The following is an 18,841-nucleotide window of genomic DNA, read 5'->3' on the forward strand; positions in this document are numbered from 1 at the left end:
GAAAGGCCCCACTGCTCGGCGTGGGGCCTTTCGTCCGGCTCGGTTACGGCTCAACTGCTCTTCGGGGGCATCTGGGGGGACGCGGGCTCGGCGGCGAGCGTGGTGTCCTTCCGCCCTGCAGGGAGTGTGACTCGGCTCTTCGAGCCGAGTACGCCGGGCCTGCCCTGCACAGGTACGGTTCTGGCTCCTGTCGCTCGTCCGAGTGCCGGATGCCAGCTGTCCGTCTGCCGCATCGCGCGTCTGCAGAGGTGGGGCAGGAAGGTGTAGAAGCGGTCGGGAAGGAACGCGGCGTCCGCGACGATCATCGCGCCGGAGAACAGAGGCAGCCCCATAAGCGCGGCGATGCCAATGTGCATGCCCAGCAGCATGGCGAGAACGGGGTACTTGAGCCTGCCGAAGAGAACGAACGGGAAGGCCACCTGCAAGAGCACGGTCATGTAGCCGGCGATGGCGACCGCGAGCGTGTGCTCGTCCACGAAGTGGGAGAGCGCGGGCCAGGGCCGGAAGAGTTCGAGGTTGAGGACGTAGTGGAGTGCGGTGCCGCTGCTCCAGGAAGGTCCCTGGACCTTGTAAAGGCCGGCTGATCCGTAGAGGAAGCAGACCTGTGTCGCGATGAGGAGCATGCCGCAGTTGTGCACCACCGTGCTCAAGGTGGTTCGGGCGTCGCGGAGTTGCAGCGTGAAGGGACTCCTCGCCGATTCCGGCGCGGTCCCCGCGCGAACCGTCTTCAGCCTGTTCCTGCGCGCGTCCAGCGACCAGCGCCGACCGCATGCCGTGAGGACCAGGTAGAAGGCCATCAGCAGGATCAGGTTGTCGCCCCCGTCCGTCATGAAGATCGCCCGGGCATGGAACGAGGTCACCATGACGGCGAACAGGACGGACAGGACGCGGGTCCGCCAGCCCAGCATGAACAGCGCGGACGTGACCAGGGCCAGCACGTAGCAGAGCTCGAAGTAGGTGCGGCCGTCGGACAGGGTCAGGATGCTGAACCAGCCCGTCTGCTCGAAGAGCTGGCGCGCCAAGGCGGGCGTCCACGCGGAACCGGGACCCCAGATCTCGGCACGGTGCGGGAACTCGCGCAGCAGAAAGAGCAGGTAGAGCAGTCCATAGCCGATCCGCAGCACCGACGCGGCGTACAGGGACACCGGGCGGCCGGTCAGAAGGTCCCACACGGCGGTGATCCGGTCGGCGAGCCACCGATCGGCGCCTGTGCACGCGGTCCTCTGCGCCTCATTTTCCATGGCGGGTCACCTTCCACCAGGGCAGGAGCCGGTTCTCGGCCGGCGTCGGCGGGCGATTGCCGGCGGCGGGGCCGGACGGGATGGGCATGGTGAGGACGCGGAGCTGAATGAAGTCGAAGGTGCCGCTGTTGTGGGCGGCGACGCGGTCCGCGGCGATGTTGGTCAGGTACTTCTGCATCATCAAGGCGCGTTCCGTGCGCGCCTTGTCGTCTCCTCCGTGCGTGTCGACGTAGCTGGACCAGGCACGGCGCAGCATGTTCTGAGCCGTGTGGCTCGGGAACGGCTGATGTTCGACTGCGGAACCATCCACGGCGGTCAAGTCGAACCAGGGACCTACACGGACCGATCCGTCGGAGACGGTGTGTGCGGTTCTCGCCAGAATCTGGCGATTGACGGATTCGGGGTCCGGGGCGAAGAGCCGCCAGTTCTGTTCGAAGAAGGGGTACACCCATGCATTGATCAGCGGGCTGTATCGCTTGGAGACGGTGTTGGCCGGTGCCACGTGAAAGAAAACGAGGATCACGTGGACGACGCTCGCCGCCAGGCATAGGACCACGGCGGCGCGCAGTCCGGATTTCAGGGCACGGGCACCCCTCGGCGACTTGTGCGGTGCGGCCGTGGCGTCAGGACGTTCCTGCGTGGCCGGACCGGAGTCGGACTGCTGGATTTCCTCCACGTCCGCTGAGTCAATTCCGCTCGACACCGCCTACCTGTCTTTCTCCTGGCTTTTTCGCTGAATGCCACCGACAGCGCGCGGCGGAATCGATGAGAATTCCGCCGCGCGTCGTCATTCGGTGAGTGGACTGACCGTTGTGGGCTGTCTAGTCCTCGTAGCCCATGGAGTGGTCGTCGCCCTCGTAGCCCTTGGGCGTCTCTTCGTAGCCGTAGTTCTCGTCAGGCTGCTTGGCGTGGTCGTACCCGGCGTGGTCGTACTTGCCGTGGTCGTACTTGCCGTGGTCGTACTTGCCGTGGCCGTACTCGCCGTGGCCGTACTCGCCGTGGCCGTACTCGCCGTGGCCGTACTCGCCGTGGTCGGGCCTGCCCCCGTGGTCGGGCCTTCCAGGCTTGACGCCGTGGTTCGGGCCGCCGGGCGCGTGGTCGTGTCCGCCGCCGTTACCGCCGGAGGTGTTCCCGGCCGTGTTGCCCACGGTGGCCCCGGAGCTGGTGTTCCCCGCGGTGTTGCCCGCGGTGTTCCCGGCGGTGTTGCCTTCGGTGTTCCCGGAAGTGGTGCCTTCGGTGTTCCCGGAAGTGGTGCCGGCAACGTTGCCCGAAGAGGCGCCGGGGGAGAGGATCGGCCCGCTCAGGACGCCACCGGTGACCAGCCCGCCGCTGAGCAGCCCGCCGCTCGTGGCGCCTGCGATCGTTCCGGTCGTGGCGCCGGTGGTCGTTCCCGCCGTGGTGCCGGCGGTCGATCCCGTCGTCGTTCCACCAGTGGTGGAGGTAGCGCACCCGCCGAGGAAGATCCTGTTGTTGTCGAGCGTCACGGAGCCATTACGGGCCAGCGCCCGCCCCTCGATGTTCGTCCCTGTCGTCACGGTGATCGAGGTCAGAGCCATGATGGTGCCCACGAATGTGGAGTTGGTGCCGAGCGTGGCCGAACTCCCGATCTGCCAGAAGACGTTGCACGCCGAAGCCCCGTTGGTGAGGAGCACTCGGCTGGAGGACGCAGTCGTCAGAGCTTCAGGAATCTGGAACACCCAGACGGCGTTCGGGTTCCCCGCGGCGTCCAGGATCAGGTCACCGGTGAGCCCGACACCGGAGACAGCGGTGTGGACGCCCGGAAGCAGCGTCTGGCCGTTGCCGATTGCCGACGCGAGTGCGAAGTTCGTGGCCTGGCCGGCCGCATTGTCGTACGCCGTGACCAGGTCGGACTTGGCCTGAAGTGCGACAGCGTCCGCCGCGTGTACAGCGCCGAGTACCAGGCCTGGCGGGAATCCGGTGATGGACGGATTCGGGTGCGTCCCAAGGTCGTGGGAGATCAGCGAGGGGCCGGTATTGGTGACTCCCTGACCCGCCAGAACGGAGAAACTCGCGGCCGTGGCCAGAGGCACCTGCGTAGCGATGGCCAGCGCCTGCGTCGGGGTCAGGGCGACCAGCACGGCGGCAATGGTCGCGGCGAGCGCGGAGGCCAGTACGCCGGACAAAGTACGGCGATCAGCCAATTGCGGGATCTTCAGCTTCATCGAAAGGCCATTTCCTGTGTAGGCAGCGGCGAACCGGTCTTACCGAACATTCGGGGAGCCTTGTCGCTGTTTGCGTCGCCGCATATTACGCAGAAATGTCCACGCAACAGCCTCAAGCAGGACAGACGAATATGCCAATCACGCGAGCAGCGCACAACGCTACGAAAATACTTTGATTGCATTTTCCGGCTATTGGTCACACTCTCGAATGGGCGGTGCCGGCGGCAACGAAACCCCCGGCCATCCCGCGTCGCCCTGCCCAGGAGGGCCGGAGGCGGTGGCGGCTCCCACGGTCGGCCGCCCATGAACGCAGGTGAACGGCCCCGTCCGAGTCGCTCAAGACCACCACCACAGTTGGAAAGCGGGTGGAGGGCAACGTACGCGCCCCAACCCGCTTGACATGGTTGAACCGTCGTGAGGTGATCCACCCACTGTGATCCTCTGGGGGGAGAAATCTTGTGTCGTACATAACCATGACGCTTGCTGGCGCCGATTCACCGAGTGAACATCTCCAGCTGGCCGCCTTCACGGCGATGGCAGCGGTCGTCTTCATATCGCTGGGCCGGAGGCAACGCCGCACCGGGCGCAACCTGATCGCTCCGAACGAGACGATGAGAGCAGACGATCGGCTGATCCAACCGCCGCCGCCAAGCCCCGGCCATCGAACCGCAGGGCGCATGTGGATCGGTGTCGGGGGCGTCTTCGTCCTGCCGGCGGTGTTCAACTTTGTGGCGGCGATCCACCAGCTCATCGGCTGAGCCTCGGGCCCTGGCCCATCGCTCTGGGAAACCAGCGCACCACAACCGCACCAGATCGAGCGGGAAGCAGCGGGGAACGAGCCGCAGCACGAACCTTCGGCAATCCGGACGTTCACGCTGGTCAAAGGCCGATCCAGCCCCAAATGATCGCAGCTTCCCAAGCTGAGAGCGTGGACCGGGCTCCACCCCAGCGACCACCCAGCCAGCGTCTTGGCAAGGGTTGCCTGCAGCAGATGTGCAGACGTCCACGCCTCGCTGGCAGACTGCGACCCATGAAGCAGCCTGCCCGTCTGCCTTTGACCCCTCGGCCCATGCCCCCGCTCCGCGGCGACGAGTCAATCGTCGGCGTCCCGGACGCAACCGTGGTCGACTTCTGGCGGTTCGCCATGCCAGACCTCCGTATGAACAACACACGCGGCCTGTTCGCCGAATTCCTGGTCCACCAGGCGATCGGCTCTTACGAGCCCCGTGTGGAATGGGCAAGCCACGATGTCGAGACCGACGACGGACTACGCATCGAAGTCAAGGCCGGCGCCTACCTACAAGCCTGGGAGCAACGGACACCGTCCCAAATCCGCTTCGGTGGGCTCCGCGCTCGCACCTGGTCATCTGATGACGGTTACTCAGAGGCAAAGTCGTACAACGCCGACGTCTACGTTTTCGCCGTCCAGACCGCCCGTGAACACGCTGTCTACAACCCACTCGACATGGCCCAGTGGGAGTTCTACGTACTCCCCCGCCCAGTAGTCGCCACCCTCGACGCGGATAGCCTCAGCCTGGGCGCGGTTCACGCGGCGGCGGGATCACCCGTGTCCTTTGCCACCCTCAATGACTGCATCCGGTCGGCTGATCCCCGCCTCGGCACGACCGGAGGCTGAGGGCCGAAGCCCGTGCCACAACGGTGCCAGATACAGGGGTCAACCACGGTCAACACCGGTGCCCCGCAGTCGAGTACTCGCCCGCAGCCTCGGCCGACGAAACCGCAGTTCAGCCGGAAGATCGTCCAGCCGCTCTCCTAAAGTGGTTGTCCAGCGTGCTCACCGATTCCACACCTGATGGAACTCTCCGGCCGGGATAGGCTCCAGCGGATCCTTCTCAGGATCGACCGCTTGGTCTGTCAGACCACCGTGCTCGTCCTCCAGGTGCTCCCAGCTGTATTGGTGGAGCTGGCCGGCCGAGGTCAGCTCCACCTGCTTGATGACAACCAACTCGCCGCGATCCGGTACGGCCTCGAAGTACCAGAGGCCGTCTTCCTCGTCAGCATGGCGAAAGTGGTGTCTCAGGGTGGCGCCCTCGTCGAGCGCTCGGTAGTACGCCATGATCTCCGTCGCGATGCGCTCTAGGTCAGCCACGAGGTCATCGTGCCAGCGAGCGCATACGGAAGTACGGCAGGAAGGGGGGACTGTGGGTAGGAGACGCTACGTATCTCGAGGTGTGCCAGGTGGATACCGGATCTGGGACAACCGAGGACGTCGTTGGTGGGGGGATCTCTACGAGTTGTGTCCTGACGATCTCGTAGCCGAACTCAACGGCCAGGCGGACCACGCACGGATCACTGCACTGATGAAGCGCTACAGGGCGCAGAAGCGATAGGCACTGCCGGGACGGGGACGAGGCATGCGTGCACCACAAGCGCACCAGAAAGCGACCGGGCCCAACGAGGCCCTATCTTGGTCGTTCGCGCAGGCCAGTGTACGAGTGAGCCGCGAAAGGCCGCAGCTTCCCAAGCTGAGGTTCTGACCTCTGGCCTCCGCTCATGGTCGACCTTCACCTTCCGCAGGCCGGCCTTGGTTTCTCTACAACTCGACGTGTACGCGGCTCGGTTGAGGGTGGTCGAGCATGTTCGTTCACACAGGCCGGTGGGTGACTGGAGCCCTGACGCCAACGCTCGTGGCGAACATCCTCGGACTATCCCAGCAGCTCAGAGCCGCATCAGCCCAAGGCAGCGCCTTCACCCAAGTTGCTTCGGGACGAAGAGGTCCTCACCCAAGGACTCACCGCCACGCTTCCGCCGTCGTGGCTGACTGTCGTCGGCTGAGGCGCACGGTGAGCTGGACACCGGTTCCAGGCCGTCCGTGGCCTTCCTGGACGCCTCCGGCATGGTGGCCCCGACCGCGGCGTACACCGCCGCCGGGGCCCATATGCCCTCTGCGCGCCCAGCAGTTCGCAGCCCTGGCCGACGAACCGCAGCCCGCCTTGTCCGCGGCGGCGGGCGGGGAGCTGTCGCCGGCGCTGTGCGTGCTGTAGGTGGGCGTTGCCCGGCCCTGCGCTAGAAGGTCAGGTTCCAGGCGTCGATCTTGCCTGTGTCGGAGGCGGCGTTGTCGTTGACGCGCAGCTTCCAGGTGCCGTTCGCGACCTCCGAGGAGGCGTTCACGGTGTAGGTCTGGGCGATGTCGTCGGCGCTGCCGCCGGCGTGGTTGTGCAGCGTGTAGACGGTGCCGTCGGGCGCCACCAGGTCGACTTTCAGGTCACCGATGTAGGTGTGCTTGATGTCCACACCCACCTTGAGGGTGGCCGGGGCGTTGCCGGTCACGCCGGTGACGGTGATCGGGCTCTCCACGGTCGCGTTGTCGTTGATCGCGAAGTCCGCGAGGTTCTCGAAGTACTTGCCGGTCGGCGGGGTGGTCCCGACGGCCTTGAGGGCGTCGACCTGTCCTTCGCCGAAGAACGAGTTGTTGGCCGTCGTGCCCGTGCAGCGGCTGTCCGAGGGGCAGGCGATGTCGTTGGCCTGCTCGGCCAGCTTGGCGCGGAGCTGCGCCGGGGTGATGCCCGGGTTGGCGCTGGCGATGAGTGCCGCCACGCCGACCACGTGCGGGGTGGCCATCGAGGTGCCGCTCTTGCTGCCGTAGCCGCCGCCGGGGACGGTGGAGTACACGTTGCTGCCCGGCGCCGCGACGTCGATGACGCCCTGACCGTAGTTGGAGAACGAGGCCTTGGTGACGCCAGTGCCGTTGGCCGCGACCGTGACCACGCCCGGCAGCTCGGTCGGGATGTCGAGGCAGGCGTTGGTGATGGTGCGGGTGACCGGCGTCGAGTCGTTCGGGCTCGCGGAGTCGGTCGTCTTGTGGGCGAGGTCGTAGTTCTCGTTGCCCGCGGCGGCGATCTGGAGGGAGCCCTTGCCCTCGGCGTACTCCTGGGCGCGCTTGACGCCCTCGATGATGGCGGCCTGGTCGATGTTGTCCGGGCAGTTGAACTGCCACGGGTCCGTGTAATAGCTGTTGTTGGTGACCTTGAAGCCGTGGTCACCGGCCCAGACGAAGCCGCAGATGGTGTTCTCGGCGAAGAAGAAGGAGTTGCCCGGCTCGGCGACCCGGACCGCGGCGATCTTCACCCCGGGTGCCACGCCGACGACGCCCTTGCCGTTCTTGGCCGCGGCGATGGTGCCCGCTACGTGGGTGCCGTGCGTGTCGACGTCCCGCCACGCGCCGGCACGGGTGTCGGGCTTGCCGTAGGCGCAGGAGACCGAGTCGGCCGCGTCGAAGTTGGGCGCCAGGTCCTGGTGCTGGTCGTCCACACCGGTGTCCAGGATGCCGACCGTGACGGAGGCGGAGCCCGGGTTCACGGCCCAGGCCTGGTCGGCCTTGATCTGGCTCATGTCGGCCCGGACCGGTTCTCCGGCCGGGGTCGAGGCCTGGGCCGGATTGGCCGGGAGTGCCGGGTTGTAGGCGTCGGCCGGGACGTCCGAGGTACGCGTGGCGCCGACCTGCTGCACGCCGGCGACGCCGCGCATGGTGGCGGCGAATCCGCTGGACGCCGAGTGGGCGACGATCACGCCGATGGCGTCGAAGTTCGAGAAGACGGTGCCGCCGTTGGCCGTGATCGCCGAGCGGACCGCCGAACTGTCACCGGGGGCGGTGATCACGAGGTAGGCACGCGTCCCGGCCACCCAGGCCGCACTCCGGGATGCCGGCACGGCGGCAGGAGCGTGGGCCTTGGCGACCGGCGCGGTGGAGGGGACGACGGGGAGCGTGCCCGCGAGGGCTCCCGGGGCGCCGAACGCGAGGGCGGCACCGAGCGTGGCCGCCAGCACCAGCGTGCGTCTAGGGCGGCTGGATATGTGGGGTATCAATGCGTCCTCCGGAGACGGCCCGGCCGTGCTGAGGGCACCGGCCGGGCCGTACGAAACGAATGGTGGATGCAAGATGTCAGGTGCATGCTCCTGTACGGAAGTACCTTTCCGTGCAGGGACGTTACAGAGGCATGGCTGAAAATAGACGTGCTCCGGGCATCGAGGGTCGGGAGCCACCGAGAGCTCGGCGACGTAACGGGCCCTGCAGCCACGCATCGTCCCTGGGGGGAAGCTTGCGCGTCATCCGGCATCGCCGCCCCGGACCAGAGTGAGCCGAGCGGACTCGGGCGCCGGCGTCCAGGTATGCCTCAGCGTGCGGGGGAGCCGGGTTGCGGCACCAGCGTTGCCTGGTCCGGGTACGGCTTGACTGCGAGGCTGTGCGCTTCCCGGAAGGCCGATGTCGTCGCCCACGCAAGCCTGGGGTTGACGGAGAATTCGGAGCGCAACCGGTTTTCCTTTGCCATGGTGGCGGCGTTGGAAGACACGCTCATGGTCGTGCGTCCGTGCGCCGTGCCTTCGCCGGGCGAGGGCGCGCCGAGCTGACCGTTGGAGAGGTCCGCCTCCCGGCGACGGTGGTTCGGGGCGGCGGCAGACACGCGGCTGACTGGTCGGGTCGCCCTTACTGGGCCGCTCCTTCGGGTTCGTCCGCTGCCGATGGGTGAATGTGTCTGCCCTCGTTGAACGGGGTGAACCACGACCTGAACGACTTGGGTGCGGTTCCCGGAGCCGCGCCCGACGGGGCTTCGTCGAATGCGTCCAGCGAGTCGTCGTAGAGCCACTCGTGGTCCTTGTCCTCGTAGACGTTGGCGGCGAACGCGTCCAGAGCGGCCGAGACGTCGTCGTCCAGGAGTCCGTGCAGTTCCAGGGTCGTGGTCGTCTCGCTCAGCAGGAAACGCAGGGCGAGTTCCTCGGCCACGCAGCTGAGCCGTTGGAAGCTGCCGTCGGTGAAACGGGTGGTCATGGCGATGGTGGTGACGAGGAAGCGGCGGGCGAAGCGGGCGTCGTACTGGAGGGCGTAGCGGTCGGGGAGGCGCTCCAGGTGCCACAAGGGGCCTTCGCATTCCGCGACGGTGGCGTCCTCCTGCGTCAGGACCTGCACGTCTTCGAACAGCTCGTCCACCAGGATGTCGATCGCGTGGACCAGGGCGCCGGCGGCGAGTCTGGCGCTCTCCGCGGGGATCACGATCTCCCCGCTCCCCTCTTTCCCCTCTTTCCGTTCACCGTCCGCGTCGCTGTCGAGTGTGCCGAACGTCGACAGCGGGAACGCGCGTAGTTCGTCGGCCGACTTCAGCATTCGGGTTCGTACAGCTGCGGCTTTCGCCTCGCCGGCGTGGGTCTCGTCGGTGCCTTCCGGTGCCGAGGCCTCGGTGTGGCGGGCCTTGCGGGCGGCGGGGTCGTCGGGCGGGGCGTCGGGGCCGTCGGCGGCGTCGAGGCTCTGCCTGGCCAGGTCCTGATGCAGCTCGACCTCGCACCGATCGATCGTCCAGTCGGCCAGCAGTTCCGTGCGCTCCAGCAGTTCGTCCACCAGGGCCTGTACGGATTCCTCGGCGAACTCCAGCGCCGGAGCATCCACGATGACTTTGAGGAAGGCGCCTCCGGGATGGACGGCCACGATGGTGTCGACGAGGTCGACCTCCACGCCGTCGGGGCCTTCGACGGACCTGACCGAGTTGAAGGCGTCCTCGATGAGCGCCACGGCGCCGGCGCGCTGCAGCGGGTCCATCTCCGGACTGCCCTGCGGGATGCAGGTGTCCACGCTCACTACGTACGTCACGCCCCCGAGCCTGTCAGGAAGGAACCGTCTCGCGCGAGGGGTGCTGTCTTAACAAATCCGCAGGTGCTCAAAGGTGGGTGGGTTCTCGGGAGAGGTCGTCGAGGAGGGAGGCCGCCACCGTTTCCTCCATCAGGGCCGTTCCCCGTCGCGCCATGGCCGGGGTGAGGGCCAGGTCCCAGGGGGCCTCGGTGAGGCGACCCGGGGCGGGGCCGTGCGGGGTGTGGGTGAGGCCGGCGAGGTAGTCGTGGGTGGACATGCGCCAGGGGACGGCAGAGGTCTTGTGCATGACGTGGGCCGCGATGCGGACGCCCTCGCCATCGAAGTCTCCGTGGTAGCGCAGTGGCGCGCCCTCCGCGGCGAGGAGGTGCAGGAGGCGGATGACGGCGCTGTTGGGCCAGCCCGAGGTACAGACCAGCGGCGGGCAGTGCGCGCCGAAGCGGCGCAGTGCCAGGGCGAGGACGCTCGGGTTCTCCGTGATGTGGACGGGTCGGGCGGGGAAGCGGACGTCACCCGGTGACCTCAGCTGGGCCAGGGTGAGCGAGACGGCGTGGCCGGACTCGGAGCAGATGCGGCTCAGTCGGCTCAGCATGCCCTCGCCGGACGGGCGGAGTCCGGCGGCGAGGACCGTCGTGGACAGCTCGTCGTCGGCGACGCCGGCCCGGGACCAGAGTGCGCGCCGCGCCTGGGAGCCGTCGGGCACGGGGGTGCCGTAGAGCGTGGACAGGGCCCGCAGCACGAGGGTGGCGAGGCGGGTGCCGTCGTCCAGGGCGTGCGGGTCGCCGTGCCGTGTGCGGGCCGCGAACACCGGCAGGGGTTCGCCCTCGGCGGGCAGCGCGGCGAGCACGGTGAGGGCGGCGGTCAGCAGGTCGCGGGTACGGGCGACCGAGCCGCCCACCAGCCCCTGGGCACGGCAGTACGCGGTCCACTCGGACAGCGCGGGCTGGGACCGGACGGTGTCTTGGTCCGCCAGCCAGACCCACAGTGCGCTCCGTTCGTCCTCGTGGCGCCGGCGTTCGGCCTCCCGGTCGCCGAGCGGGCCGATGACCTGTGCGACCAGGTCCCGTACGGTGCCGGCGCCGGCCCCGGCCACGGCGTCCTCCAGCCGGGCGAGACGCACGGTCGGCCGCTGGTCGGGCAGCCGGTCCATGCCCAGGAGGTCGGCCAGGGCCTCCCGTTCGTCGTCGTCGAGCGGGCCCACGCGCACCCCGCTGACGGGGCGGCCGGAGGACAGACGGTCGTGCACCGCCTGCCAGAGAGGGCGCAGGCGGGGTTCGGCGAGGTGCGGGGGGATGGGGGGCGTGCTCATGTCCCGGGGTCCCCTGCACCTCTGCCTTCGTCGGCTCCGCTGCCTTCGTCCGACTGCATGCCTGTCCCCGTCCACACGAAGCGGGCGCTGGTCACCGCGTCGTCGCCGTCCGTTCCCGTGATCAGTTGGTGGACGGCGATGCCGGAGAGTTCGCGGTAGTGGCACCACTCGTGGTCCGAGGTGAGCATCAGGTCGAGGTCGAGCGCGGCGAGCAGGGCGAAGATCTGCCCGCGGTTGGTGGCGTCGACGCCGACGAAGACCTCGTCGAGGAGGATCAGCCGAGGCGCCTCGGGTACGGCCTCGTAGTGCGCGGCGACGGCTGCGAAGAGCGGCAGGTGCAGGGCGATGGCCTTCTCGCCGCCGGACAGGGCGCCGTGGAGTTTCTTCGTGAGCACCTGCCATCCGGCGCCGTTCGCGCGGTCGAGCCGGACCACGAACTGGTGCCAGGCGGTGTAGTCGAGGACCTCGGCGAGCTGTTCCTCCCAGGTGGCCGCCGTGTTTCTGGCCTTCGCCTCTTCGATGCGGGCCCGGAAGAAGGCGTGCAGGGCCTCGCGGTCGGCGTCGGTGACGTTCTTGGGCTCCTTGAGCAGGAGCGTCCGGGCGGTCTGGGTGCCGGCCGGGAGGTCGGGGTGGATGCGCCACACCAGTTGGACGGAGACGTTCGACGCCGTACGGACCCGCTGCAGGTGGCCGTTCATGCGGTCGACGAGTTCGCCCGCCTGACGGATCCGGGCGGCCAGGTGGCGCCGGGTGTCCCCGGTGAGGGTCTGGTCGAAGAGGCGACGCTCGGCGACGGTGATGTCGTCCCGGCTGCCGTCCCGTTCGGCGGTGAGGGTGTGGAGCAGTCCCGTCGCGCCGGTCCGCGCGCCGTCCATGGTGGCGGTGAAGATCTGGACGTCCTCGTCGGCTTCCAGGTCGAGGTCGGCGCGGCGGCCGAGGACCTGACGGGCCTGGTGGACCGCCTCCGACAGCCGCTGCACGGCGTCCCCCAGGTTGCGCGGTTCGTGGGGGAGGTTCGGCCAGTCCGCGGCGATCTCGCGGGCCGCGTACAGCGTGGCGCGGGCGCCGTCCTGTGCGGTCAGGTGCAGAGCGGCCCGTTCCGGTGGAGCGCCCGTGTCCTGGGGCAGGCCGAGCAGGCACAGGTGGCGGAAGCGGAGCGCCGAGGCGTCTCTCGTGGCGGTGGCGTCGTCGCGTCGCCGGACGTCCTCGGCCATGGTCGCCTCCAGCGCGCCGATACGGCGCTGGAGGCGGCTCAGTTCGCCGTCGCTCGCGGTGATCTCCTCGCGGCTGCGGCGGGCGTCCTGCCTCAACTCGCCGATGCGGGCCGCTATCTGGCGGAAGTCCTCGCCGACCGAGCTGTCGACGGCCTGGAGGGTGGCGGCGAGCGCCCGTGCCTCGGTCTCGGCCCGGTCGGCCTCCGCCTGGCTCTCCTGGGCGGCCTCCAGGGAGCGTTCGGCCTGGCTGCGCGCCGCGGCGGCGCGGCCGAGGGCGGTGGCCCAGTGCAGGTGTGCGTCGGCCCATGCGTCGGCCGTGTCGGCGAACGCGTCGACCGCGGCAGACAGTTCGTTCAGGCGGCTGCGCTCGGTGGGCAGGGCGTGTTCCGAGGAGAGCCTGCCCAGGGTGCGCAGGCAACGGCTCACGTCGGCTTCCCGCCCGTCGAGCACCTTGACCGCGACGCGGACGGCGTCGTCACGCACTCCGACCGCCTCCTCCGCACGGTCCCAGCGGCGCCGTCTCTCGTCGAGCTCGCGGTGCCGGGGGCGGGCCGCGAGGTCGGCGTCGAGCCGGGAGCGGCTCTCGCGCAGGGCGCGCAGCCGCGCGTCGAGCGACGCGAGGTGCGTGTTCAGCTCGGTGAGGCGGGCGGTGAGTTCGGCGATGCGCCGCGCTCTGGCCTGTTCCCGGGCGTGGGAGCCGATGTGGGCGGGGGCCTCCTTGCTCCAGGTGCCGATGGCCGCGACCAGCCGCCAGCTGCCGTCCGCGGCGACGGCGGCGGTGTGCCAGTGCGGGAGCTGGTCCCCGTAGGCGATGCCTGCGAGGAGCCGGGCCACCCGGTCGCCGGACACCGGGCTGTCCTCTTCGGGTCGCAGGACCTCGAGCAGGGAGGGGCCCGGCGCGGGTGTCGCCCAGGCGGGCGCCGCGAAGGTGTCGTGGCCGGCCAGCTCGATCGTGTCCTCGGGGCTGACCCATGCGTCGAGCAGTCCCGATGCCTCCAGTGCCGCCTCGACGCCGGCCTGGACGTCCTCGGGGACGCCGTCGCGGAAGGCCACCAGCCGCCACAGGGGTGCGCCCTCCATCGTGGCACGGTCCGTGGTGCGGAACGGCGGGGCGGGCGGCGGGAGGTCGGTCTGTGCCGTGAGCGCCTCGACGGCCCGGACGGTCCGCTCGCGGTGCTCCAGCGCGGTCTCCCGCGCCGTCCGGAACCGCGTCTCGTACTGGGTGATCGCCTGGTCCTGGGCGCGTACGGCACGCTCCACGACGGCCAGCACGTCCGCTTCGACGGCGGCTCGCGCGGCCAGTTCCTCGACGTCGTCGATCCGCAGTTCCACACATCCGGCGGCCCACTCCCGGAGCAGCTCCGCCTGTGCCTGCAAGGCCTGCGCGCACTCCCGGGCCGCTTCGTCGCGACGGGTCATGGCCTCGGCCAGGCCGTCCCGGGCGCCGTCCAGGGCGGTTTCGGCGGCGGTGCGGTCGCCCACTGCCCGCTCATGGCGTTCGACGGCCTCGCGGACCGCCGCCATCTGGTCGCGCCGGCCCTTGACGGCGCCGCGCAGCAGATGGCGGACCTGACGGACCCGGTTGGCCTCCTGCGCGGGATCGTCGGTGGCGGGAGCGTCGGCGAGGGCGGCGCGCAGCTCCGTGTGCACGGACTCCATGCCCACGGTGCGGGCCGTGCGCTCGGCGTCCTCGGCGGTGTCCCGGGCGTGGTGGGCGTATTCCTCGGCCTGTCGGACGGCGGCGCCCGCCTGTTCGTCGTCCGCGTGGAAGCGGCGCTGCCGGTCGTCGGCGGTGGCGCGCAGCCGGTGGGCGGTCTGCGCGGTGTCCTGGGCGCGGCGGCGGAGTTGGTCCAGCTCCTTGCCCTGCTGGTAGAGGTCGCTGTCGACCAGGCCCTGGACGGCCGCGTCGAGTTCCTCGACCCGCTCGCCCAGCTCCGCCCTGCGCCGCCCGGTGACCTCCTGGTCGTGCAGGGCCTGTCGGTGCTGCTCCGCGCTCTCCCGGGCGATCCGGGTGCGGTTGTCCAGGTCCGTCGTCGCGGAGATCAGCTGTGCGGCGGCGGCGCGCAGCACCCGCTGGGCGTAGCCGCGTTGCCGGCCGGCGATGGCGGCCGCGGCGCTGACCTCCTCGTCGAGCCGCTTCAGGTCCTCGCGCTGCCGGTCGAGCCGCTCGAACCCCTCGGCGAGCTCCCCGATCTCCGTCTCGCCGAGCGGCGGCAGGGCCTTGGACAGCAGGGTGGACAACAGGGACGGGTCGAGCCGCTCGGAGAGTTTCGGCTGCCGGAGCTGGAGCAGGGCCGTGATCAGTGCCTCGTAGCGCTGCTCGCCGAGGCCGGCGAACAGGGTGCGGCGGATCGTGGACCGGTAGTCGGCGGCCGTGGCGTGGATCTCGCCGTGGCCCTCCAGGGCGTCCGCGAGCGCGGCCCGGGTGAGGGGCTGGCCCGCCTCGTTGAGGAGGGAGATGCCGTCGGGGCGGTCGCCGAGGCGCCGGGCGGTGGTGAAGTAGTCGGTCTGGACGCCGCTCGTGTGGACGCTGGCCTGCAGCCGGGCTCCGCAGGAAAACCATCCGCCGTCGGCCCGGCCGAACTCCATCCACACGTACCCCACGCGGGTCTTGCCGGTGGCTCCTTCGCCCATGAGGTTCCAGTGCATGGTGCGCTCGGAGCCGCCGAAGGTGGACAGCCGATGGGGCCGCAGGTTCGCGTCGAAGAGGAACGGCAGCAGCAGCTCCAGCGCCTTCGACTTGCCCGTGCCGTTCGGCCCGCGCAGCAGCAGGCGCCCCTCGTGGAACGTGAACGTCTCGTCGTAGTACCGCCAGACGTTGAGGATGCCGGCGCGGACGGGCTGCCAGCGGGCCCGGGTGGGAGCGATGCCGTCCGTCGGCGAGTCCGTGCCGCGTACCGGCAGTTCGGTCACGCTCACCACGAGCCTCCTTCTCCGTCCGTGGTGGCGACCGTCGCGTTGGTGGTCGTGGTGACGGCCGTGTTGGCGGTCGTGGTGACGGTCGTGTTGGCCGTCGTGTTGGTGGTGTCGGCGGTCGTCGTGGTGGTGGTGTCGGCGACGCGGTAGCGGTGGGCGGCCGGGCGGGCCACGACCCGGTCGCCGGTGCGGCGGACCAGGCCGAAGTCGCGCAGCACCGCCACGGCGTCGTCGGCCAGCCGACGGGCTCCTTCGGCGGCCTGGTAGGCCTTCGCCCAGCGGGGGAAGCGGTGCAGCAGCTCGGACGCCGCCGCCGCGAGCTGTTCGGGGGTCGCGCCCTCGGGCGTGTCGGCGATGCGTTCGAGGAGGAGCAGCGCCGCGACGCGGGCGGTCGAGGAGTCGTCCGGGAACCTGGAGTCGGTGGCGACGGCGTCGGGGTCGACGAGGAGGTAGCCCTCCGCGCGTTCCTCCAGGACGAGACCGGCCTGCTCCGCCGCCCGCCGCAGGATCTGACGCCCCGTGGGGGAGGCGAGGTAGGCGAGCTCGTCGTCGGTCAGGTCCTCCCGGTAGAGGACCGGGTCGTCGAAGAGGCGGCGCAGTACGGAGTGCCGTAGCCATAGGTTCCGCCTGGTCCCGGAGACCACGAACGCCTCGTCGCCCGTGCCCATGCCCGCACTGGTGCCGGTGCCGGTGCCGGTGCCGGTGCCTGTGCCGGTGGCCATGGGCTGCGTCGCGGGCGGGGGGCCGTAGCGTCGCTCCCGCATCAGTTCGGCGAGCAGTTCCTCGAAGCGGCCCGGCACCTCCTGCGCGGGCAGCGCCAGCCGGGACGGCCCCACGGGCGCGGCGGGCAGCCTCATCAGCAACGTGACGTCCACCCGGTAGAGGACCTTCGCCTCCGCCGTGTCCACGAAGGCCTCGGTCAGCCCGTCGACGACCGCCAGGACGCCGTAGGACTCCAGCAGCTTCAGGACGTCCACGAAGGCCGTCCGCTCCCGGCGGCTGGTGGTGTCGAACGACTCCAGCGCCGGGTCGGCGGCCATGGCCTGTACGACACGGTCGGCGAGCAGCCCGATGGTCGTCATCGGAACGGACGTCAGCTCGGCCGCGGTGACGCAGAACAGCACATACCTGCGGCGGTCGAAGGGCGCCCGGCCCGCTCGGGGGCGCAGGGCGGGCCGGGAGGCGTCGGCGTCCGGGCGGACCTTGACCAGCCGGGCGTAGCCGCGCCGCGGCTCCACCACCAGACTCCAGCCGCAGGTGTAGTCGAACCACTTGGCCAGCGGCTCCTTGCGGCGCCGGACCACCTCGAAGGCCGCGGGGTCACCGCGCTCGGTGATCAACGGCTGGGCGAGCAGCAGACGGATTCCCCGCGCCACCTCTTCCCGTTCGACCACCACCAGCTGGTTGGCGAGCGTGCTCATCCCACGGCCTCCTCGCGCCCCGCCGACGGGTTTTGGTCGTACTCGGCCGACGATGCCTTCTCATGCCCGGCGGCCGTGTCCACGCCGCCGATGCGAACGACGTAATCCGGTCCGCTCATCACGCCGTTCGCGGTGTGCAGCCGAGCGGTCCTGCCATCGGCCGCGGCCCCGCCCTCCAGGAGGATCTCGACTCCGCCGTCCGCGCTGACGGCTCGGCGCACCCCTGTGCTGTCAGGGCGGGACGACAGTGCTCTGCCGAGCAGGTCGAGCAGCCGCTCGAACGCCGCCGGGTCGAGTTCGCCGAAGGCGGAGAGCCGCACCGGCCGCCCGTCGGTGGTCAGCACCTGCCAGGCCGCCTGCAGTTCGGCGCGTTCCCGGCGCGCGCGCTCGGCTCGCGCGGCTCTCGTCGCGGAGATGTCGCGCACCCTGCCGGTGCGGGTGAAGCGCTCCGTGCGGCCGCTGGTGCGCAGCAGCGCGGACACCTCCACCGGTGGTGCGGCGGCCCAGGTCCGGGACGCCGGGACCAGTTCGGGGTCGGGATGGGCGAGGTGGGCGTGGCGCGCGGACCCCAGTCCGAAGGCCAGCGACCACAGCCGGTGCAGGTCCTCCTCCCCCGGCGCGGCGGCAAACCAGCGGGCCAGCTCCCGGAAGTCCTGGACGGCGCTGGACGAGCGCCGCCGTGACTCCGTGATCCGGTCGAGCACCTGCAGCAGCGAGACGATCGCCCGCCGGGCCACGTCGTGCAACTGCTCGACCCGGGGCGGCGACCCGTCGTCCGGCAGGAACCACGCGCGCAGCCCCGCCCAGCGTGCCCTGCGCCGCTCCAGCCACGCGGCCGCCGGGTCCGCTCCGGTCGCCGGCGGCAGTTCCGCGCCCCGTAGCGCGCGCTCGTGCAGCAGCCCGACCCCGCGCTCCTCCACGCGGGCCACCGCCACGGCGACCCCGGCGCCCCGCCGGTCCAGGTTGACGAGGAACTCCCGCAGATACGCGACCGTCGCCGCCTTCACCTCCCGGAAGACCCCGGGGTCGGCTCCTTCGGCGCGCAGCAGCCGCTGCAGTTCCCCGTTGAACGTCTTGGTGTTGTCCAGCAGCGCTTCGAGGTGCCCCTCCAGTTCCTGGAGGGTGCTGAAGATCCGGCGGTCCGCCGAGGAAGGCTGCTCCAGCAGGACGTACAGCTCGTCGAGCCGGTCGGTGATCGCCTCCAGTACCGCGGTCTGGAGCGCGCCCGTCGACGCGAGCACGGTCAGCGCGTGTTCCACGCCCGCGATGGCGGCCTCGCCCTGGCGGGTCAGGGAGTACTGGAGGTTGCGGCGCTCGTACTCCTCCGCGGTGCGGTAGTTCTCGGTGTGGTTCTGGACGACGTCCAGCAGGTTCCACTCCCTGAGCTTGCCGAGTGCGTCGTGCAGTCCCTCGTCCGTGATCGCGTCCAGCCAGCCGACGGTCCGCAGCCGCGCCCGGACCTCGTCGAGCCCGAGAGCCGTCTCCAGCCGCTCGTTGGCCGCGCCGAACGCCCGCAGCACCGCCCCGTAGAGATCGGCACGATCCCCCATGGTGAACCGGAACATCTCCGGCGGAACCCTGCGCACGTGCCTCCCCCTCCCCGACAGCGAGCCATCACCAGCTCACACAACGGTAAGGGCCGCCACTGACAACCAGGGCAGAAAGGTGGGGAGAACCACCACCGTCACATCCGGGCGGCACGTTCGTCACATCCGGGCGGCACGTTCGTCACATCCGGGCGGGACCTTCGTCGCGTCCCCGCGGGACTACTGATCGTCGGAATCCGTGGCGGTGCACACGCCGCACCGTTCGGCACCGGTCCCTCCCCTCGTGCGGACCGCTGCCGAACGGTGCGGACGGCGTCGACCGCGCCCCGTCGAGGGGCTGCCGACCGCGCCCGGTAGATGCGCTTCTTCCTCGGGATCGTGCCAGCTGAGGCCCGATCCGAGGAGGATCCGG

Annotated in this window: 14 protein-coding genes; 3 read left to right on the forward strand and 11 right to left on the reverse strand. The window is 70.1% G+C overall.

Annotated features, from left to right (window positions below):
• Positions 1 to 50 precede the first annotated feature (50 nt).
• The 3 genes from B5557_RS20430 to B5557_RS20440 form a co-directional block, all read right to left on the reverse strand.
• Positions 51 to 1,241 carry an HTTM domain-containing protein gene (locus tag B5557_RS20430; RefSeq protein WP_079660830.1) on the reverse strand — a complete coding sequence of 397 codons (1,191 nt, stop codon included), beginning with the start codon at positions 1,239 to 1,241 and terminating at the stop codon, positions 51 to 53.
• Positions 1,231 to 1,917: a DUF5819 family protein gene (locus tag B5557_RS20435; protein ID WP_231976418.1), complete on the reverse strand. Its 687-nt coding sequence runs from the start codon at positions 1,915 to 1,917 to the stop codon at positions 1,231 to 1,233. The genes B5557_RS20430 and B5557_RS20435 overlap by 11 nt, the downstream gene beginning before the upstream one ends.
• A 145-nt stretch (positions 1,918 to 2,062) precedes the next feature.
• On the reverse strand, positions 2,063 to 3,424 hold the full coding sequence (locus tag B5557_RS20440; protein WP_079660831.1) for an ice-binding family protein: 1,362 nt from the start codon (positions 3,422 to 3,424) through the stop codon (positions 2,063 to 2,065).
• 458 nt (positions 3,425 to 3,882) lie between these two features.
• On the opposite strand from B5557_RS20440, the gene B5557_RS20445 reads away from it, so the two are divergent.
• Together B5557_RS20445 and B5557_RS20450 are read left to right on the forward strand one after the other, a co-directional pair.
• Entirely contained in the window at positions 3,883 to 4,182 is a 300-nt protein-coding gene (locus B5557_RS20445) for a hypothetical protein (RefSeq protein ID WP_079660832.1), read from the forward strand.
• A gap of 272 nt (positions 4,183 to 4,454) precedes the next feature.
• Complete coding sequence (locus B5557_RS20450; protein ID WP_159424401.1) at positions 4,455 to 5,060, forward strand: hypothetical protein; 606 nt, start codon at positions 4,455 to 4,457, stop codon at positions 5,058 to 5,060.
• 159 nt (positions 5,061 to 5,219) lie between these two features.
• Here B5557_RS20450 and B5557_RS20455 read toward each other — a convergent pair whose 3' ends face one another.
• On the reverse strand, positions 5,220 to 5,534 hold the full coding sequence (locus B5557_RS20455; RefSeq protein ID WP_231976419.1) for a hypothetical protein: 315 nt from the start codon (positions 5,532 to 5,534) through the stop codon (positions 5,220 to 5,222).
• 52 nt (positions 5,535 to 5,586) lie between these two features.
• On the opposite strand from B5557_RS20455, the gene B5557_RS45240 reads away from it, so the two are divergent.
• Positions 5,587 to 5,775: a hypothetical protein gene (locus B5557_RS45240; protein ID WP_079660834.1), complete on the forward strand. Its 189-nt coding sequence runs from the start codon at positions 5,587 to 5,589 to the stop codon at positions 5,773 to 5,775.
• Between the two features lie 676 nt (positions 5,776 to 6,451).
• Here the strand turns inward: B5557_RS45240 and B5557_RS20465 are convergent.
• The 7 genes from B5557_RS20465 to B5557_RS20495 form a co-directional block, all read right to left on the reverse strand.
• Positions 6,452 to 8,212, reverse strand: a complete 1,761-nt coding sequence (locus tag B5557_RS20465; protein ID WP_079660835.1) for a S8 family peptidase — start codon at positions 8,210 to 8,212, stop codon at positions 6,452 to 6,454.
• A gap of 347 nt (positions 8,213 to 8,559) precedes the next feature.
• On the reverse strand, positions 8,560 to 8,847 hold the full coding sequence (locus B5557_RS45960; protein WP_159424402.1) for a hypothetical protein: 288 nt from the start codon (positions 8,845 to 8,847) through the stop codon (positions 8,560 to 8,562).
• A gap of 23 nt (positions 8,848 to 8,870) precedes the next feature.
• A complete protein-coding gene (locus tag B5557_RS20475; RefSeq protein ID WP_079660837.1) occupies positions 8,871 to 10,025 on the reverse strand; it encodes a hypothetical protein in 1,155 nt (384 codons plus the stop codon).
• A 67-nt stretch (positions 10,026 to 10,092) separates the two neighbouring features.
• Positions 10,093 to 11,331 carry a TIGR02679 family protein gene (locus B5557_RS20480; protein WP_079660838.1) on the reverse strand — a complete coding sequence of 413 codons (1,239 nt, stop codon included), beginning with the start codon at positions 11,329 to 11,331 and terminating at the stop codon, positions 10,093 to 10,095.
• Complete coding sequence (locus B5557_RS20485) at positions 11,328 to 15,464, reverse strand: TIGR02680 family protein (RefSeq protein ID WP_107472616.1); 4,137 nt, start codon at positions 15,462 to 15,464, stop codon at positions 11,328 to 11,330. The genes B5557_RS20480 and B5557_RS20485 overlap by 4 nt, the downstream gene beginning before the upstream one ends.
• Entirely contained in the window at positions 15,461 to 16,882 is a 1,422-nt protein-coding gene (locus B5557_RS20490) for a TIGR02678 family protein (RefSeq protein WP_079660839.1), read from the reverse strand. The genes B5557_RS20485 and B5557_RS20490 overlap by 4 nt, the downstream gene beginning before the upstream one ends.
• Positions 16,879 to 18,447, reverse strand: coding sequence for a TIGR02677 family protein (locus B5557_RS20495; RefSeq protein WP_173877847.1), 1,569 nt, complete (start codon positions 18,445 to 18,447; stop codon positions 16,879 to 16,881). Before B5557_RS20495 ends, B5557_RS20490 begins: the two co-directional genes overlap by 4 nt.
• Between the last annotated feature and the right edge of the window lie 394 nt (positions 18,448 to 18,841).

Source organism: Streptomyces sp. 3214.6 (genome assembly GCF_900129855.1).
In the GTDB taxonomy this organism is placed as follows: domain Bacteria; phylum Actinomycetota; class Actinomycetes; order Streptomycetales; family Streptomycetaceae; genus Streptomyces; species Streptomyces soliscabiei.